Genomic DNA, 3,094 nt, shown 5'->3' on the forward strand with positions numbered 1-3,094 from the left:
GGCAATGTAGTATTCTATCATACGTGGTTTGTATTATTTTATCCGACGCTCTGGACTTTGCTTCCGGTGCTGACGGTTATTGCGCTGACTGCAGCGCCTCGACCGGTATTCTTCGCCGTGGTGATCTTTGGGGTCGGCATCGTCCTGCATAGCTTGGCGGGCAACAAAAGCCTTCGCTACGTATTCTATCTGATGCCGTTCATCTTCATTATCTGGGGTGTGGCCCTCGCGGCGATACTTCGGCAGATAATTTCGTTCATGCGCCGTCACGCGACCGCTGCGATCGCCTATGCACTGCCAGGTCGAGCAGCAGTGGGTGGTCTTGCCGCCGTCGTGGTGGCTCTCGGAGTGGTATGGCTGCTGGTGGCAAACGCCGCAACCATCCGAACCGTCACGCTGCTGGCCGACATCACTGTTCCTCCAGCCCAGCCGGCACCTCGCTGGGACATCGTCAGGCAAGTACTGCACGATGAACTGGAGAACTCGGACGTCATTTTAACCAGTACCGAGCTGGATGCCATCTACTATTTGGGCGATTACGACGTCCTAATCAGCAAGAGCCGCTACGGAGAGGTGGTCTCCCAGGGAATGGGCAAGCAGGAATTCGATCTGGACAGGCGGACGGGCCGGCCGGTCATTGCCTCGCCGGAGGCGGTCGAGAAGGTCATCCGCTGTTACCCGACGGGCCTGCTGATCACGCCCGCCTTCCGCTGGCGCCGTGGGCCCATGATCGACGATGCGGTCGCCGATCTGGTGGTGCGGGAGATGGAGCCTGTCGAACTGCCGAAGGGTACTCATCTGCTCGCATTTCGTTGGTCTCACCCGGCTCTCGGTGCGGCACAGGACTGCCCAGTCATTGCTCACTCCCGCGCCGCGTCAACGTCCGCTGAAACGAAATAGGGCAACGGTCCATTGTTCCAGTCATGAGGTGAGGAGAATGTCGACCCGCATATGATGACGTTCCCGTGCGGCAGCCTGCAGCTGGTGGTGTCCTTGTAGGCCCCTGCGCTTGCCGTCTAGAAAGTGGCGCAACTTACCAGTTGAGCATCATGGCCAAAGATCATTCAATCACGTATCGCCGCCTCAGGCTGCGCAACATCCCGCACATCAAGCGGCTCAACGACATCAAGGCATTGATCTCCAGCCTGAAGGTGCCGCCAGGAGGCAGCTACGCAGACTTCGGCTGCTCGAACGGCTATGTGACCGATCAGGTGCGTCAGCTTGTCCGCGCCGCGCATACCATAGGTTTCGACCATCTGGACGAGCACTTCGAAGAAGGCCGCCGGCGCCATCCTGAACTTGAGTTCGCGACGATCGATCTGAACAGGTTCGATGCAACAAGACCGCAGTTCGACTTCGTGACATGTTTCGAAACACTTGAGCATACCGGCAATCTTGGCAACGCGTTGCGGAACGTCGTGCATGCCGTTCGGCCGGGCGGCATCGGCGTGATCTCGGTGCCCGTGGAAGTTGGATTCGCGGGGATCGTGAAGTTTTTTGTCAAGGTCGGCCTGTACGGCTACACGCTGAAGGAGTTGCCGCAGCGGCCGTCACTCAGGCGCGACTACGTGATGGCGCTGATGAAGGGAGAGCGGATCGGCAAGTTCAGGTCTGAGAGCAGATCACACTGGGGAACCCATTTCGGGTTCGACACCCGAGATGTGGATGATCTATTGGCGCAAGAGCCAGTCAACGTCAGCGCCAGCAACCGGGGCTTCACCCGCTTCTGGGTCATCAGGCGACCCGCGTGAAATGGCCTGAGAGGCTTCGCGCAGTGCCGAGTGAGCAACGCGTGCGCATGCGGAACGTGCGAGGAGTGTCGCATGTCGACCTGCGATCGGTCGAGGACCCGGGCGATTGTAGCGATTGCTGAATTCGCACTGATAGACCGGGACTCGGAAATGCGTTCACCTTCTTGGTCGATAGGCTACCTATCGATGAGCTTGTCTTGAGGTGTCTGGTTCAAGTCGAAGATTTAGCCAATCTACAGAGGCATTTGAGCGAGGCGGTGCCTCGGATCTAGCGACACCACCGCACCGGACGGGGATGCTGATGATGAACAGATCGAGCGGCGCTGCGCGCGGACCCGATCTGTCACTACTATCGCGGCCAGGGACAGCCGTAGGCTCTGTCAAACGAGCAACCGACTGATCACCTCCTCTACCGCCAGCTGCGGCTTAGAACGGAGCAATGGATCAAGCGATAGTGGTAACGATCGGAAAGGATGACGAGAACGGCAGGGCAGCCGGTGAGCAATCGGCCTTTCAGTTTGCCGCCACCTGCCGATTGGCAGGTGATTTCGGATCGTCCGTGGTGACGGTCGTCACGTCGGAGGCTTCCGAGGCAGGTGCTGCCGGCAGCAGGTCCGCCACCCGTTCGGCGAGGCACTGGTAGCTGGCGTCGGTCATGTGGATCTTGTCGGCGATCAGCATGGTCTTGGGCGAGAACAGCCCCGCCTTGATCCAGTGGCGCATCAGGGCGTAGCGCGGCAGGAACTCCACGCCCGCATCGGCGGCGGCCCGCCGGATCGTCGCCCGTGCCTGGGCGAGCGCCTCGGTCTCCGGCCGCTCGGGGAAGTACTGCGACTCCATCAGCACCAGTTCCGCCCCGCTGGCTCGCACCCGGCGCACGCCCTCCTGGATGCCGGCATAGACCTCCTGGGTACCCTTCTTCTGGAAGGCGTCGTTGGTGCCGACCTGCCAGATCACCAGATCGGGACGGTGCGCCAGCACGTCACGCTCGAACCGCGCCAGGTTGAGCGCCACGGTCTCGCCGCCGATCCCGGCATTGATCACCTCCATCTTCGCCTGGGGAAAGCGCTGGCGCAGGATGCGGGCGAGCTGGGAGGGATAGCTGTGCTCGCGGCTGGTGGCACCGGTCCCGTAGGTGCTGGACGAGCCGACTGCGACGATCTTGAGGGAACGGGTGGCAGCCAGCCGCGCCTGGGTGCGCTCGAGCGGGGCGAATGGCCCCCATATGCCTGAGGGCGCGTCGCAGGCGGCAGCCGGGGCGGGGGATGGCAGCCCGGCAAGGGCGAGCGTCATCAGGCTCAGGGCGAGCAACGATCTCATGGCATGTCGTTCCGATCGGAAAG

Annotated in this window: 3 protein-coding genes; 2 read left to right on the plus strand and 1 reads right to left on the minus strand. The window is 61.5% G+C overall.

Translation table 11 applies throughout. The annotated features are described in order from the left end of the window. On the plus strand, positions 1–900 hold a 900-nt coding region (locus EQG76_RS21335), incomplete at its 5' end, for a hypothetical protein (protein ID WP_159716345.1). Positions 901–1,049: 149 nt separating this feature from the next. Beyond that, positions 1,050–1,751, plus strand: a complete 702-nt coding sequence (locus EQG76_RS21340) for a class I SAM-dependent methyltransferase (protein WP_235031493.1) — start codon at positions 1,050–1,052, stop codon at positions 1,749–1,751. 513 nt (positions 1,752–2,264) lie between these two features. Here EQG76_RS21340 and EQG76_RS21345 read toward each other — a convergent pair. Further along, the coding region (locus tag EQG76_RS21345; RefSeq protein WP_235031492.1) for an SGNH/GDSL hydrolase family protein at positions 2,265–3,094 on the minus strand (830 nt) is incomplete at its 5' end.

Origin of the sequence: Geminicoccus flavidas, assembly GCF_009806515.1 — a bacterium.
GTDB lineage: Bacteria > Pseudomonadota > Alphaproteobacteria > Geminicoccales > Geminicoccaceae > Geminicoccus > Geminicoccus flavidus.